This is a genomic window from Frankia sp. CgKIO3, assembly GCF_977946435.1.
Map to the genome: position 1 here is coordinate 73,030 of NZ_CDWTMO010000002.1, position 1,216 is coordinate 74,245.

The 1,216-nt window shown below is 60.9% G+C and carries 3 protein-coding genes; all 3 read right to left on the bottom strand.

Annotation, left to right across the window (positions count from 1 at the left end; all coding sequences use genetic code 11):
• Window positions 1-324: ImmA/IrrE family metallo-endopeptidase (locus AC08OJ_RS00775; protein WP_476594840.1), on the bottom strand; the 324-nt coding region annotated here is incomplete at its 3' end.
• 32 nt (window positions 325-356) lie between these two features.
• Window positions 357-755 (bottom strand): helix-turn-helix domain-containing protein, encoded by a 399-nt coding sequence (locus tag AC08OJ_RS00780; protein WP_476591960.1) that lies wholly within the window; start codon window positions 753-755, stop codon window positions 357-359.
• 110 nt (window positions 756-865) lie between these two features.
• Window positions 866-1,216: hypothetical protein (locus tag AC08OJ_RS00785; RefSeq protein WP_476594841.1), on the bottom strand; the 351-nt coding region annotated here is incomplete at its 5' end.

Consider the following 1,216-nt stretch of genomic DNA (forward strand, 5'->3'; position numbering starts at 1 on the left):
TAGGACATTCTTGAACTCGTGGGCCAGGGTGAAACGCCGCCGGCCGGAGTTGTTGCTTTTGTTGACGACCACGAGCCAGCGCTCATCGCGCCACTCCGAAAACCCGGCCATGGTTGGCATTCGCCAGCGCGGCTCTACCCGCACCTCAAGTTCGGGCAGGGCGGCGATCCGCCCCACGTCGGCCGGCGCCTTGTCTATTTCGAGAAGGTGCAGCAAGTTTGTCGCTTGCAGTTCGGCAACGCTGTACGCCTCGCCGTAGGTAAGTGGCCGTACCGGCATGAGCCGCCGCAGCCGCGGAATAATTGATTCTGGGGTAGGGTCCATGAATAGCTTCTATTCTTTCCGTTATTATATTGCTAGGTATGATGGCGTGTTGTTGTATCTTCCGAGTAGCCGGGGCCAGTCTTCCGATACCGGGCGACGATTTCCTGGATACTGGCTTCCGCTTCCCGGATACCGGCCTCGGGCAGGTCATACTCGGCCCGCAGCATGACATCGAGACTCGGAAGGTCTTCGGGGAGCGGGACGCCCGCTAGTAGAAAAAGGTCGCTGGTTCTTACCTCCAGAGTTTTTGCGAGTGCCGCAAGGTTATCGGGCAGTGGATGTTGGACTTCGTCCTGCTCGATTCTCACCAGCGCTGTCTGGCGTACGCCGCTCGCGATAGAAAGCTGCTGGATAGTAAGGCCGCGTTCGTGTCTCATCTGCCTGATGAATCGGCCAAGGCTTTTCGGTGTTTGTTTTGTTCGTTCGTCCACAATGATCCTCCGCTTATAAGGTCATCATAACAGGATTATTCCGATTTCGGAATACGTGGAATTGACAACAATTCCCTATCGGCCCCGCCGCCCCTTATAGGCCCTGCCTATTAACGACCTCTGGCGCCTTCCACAGTTCCCGCACAACCTCGCCAGCCCGTGCCGTACTTACCTGTATAGCTTTGCGCAATGCGTCCCGGGTAATCCCGCCCGTCGTGCGCGGCGCGGTACTCGGCGTCGGCCGCTCTTGCGGCCGACAGCAGACTGTCTTCCGCCTCTGGCCCCGCCGCGTCCTGGCTCGGGGTAGAGCCGGGGACAGCTGCCGTCCCCGGTTTGGGCTCGTCCTCGCCGCGTAGGACGGCCAAGTGCGACAGCAGGCCGAGGACGACCGGCGGCACCGACCCGGCCGCCAGTATGACCGGCCAGCCCAGCGCGACGATCCCGGCCTCGGCCCAATGCCG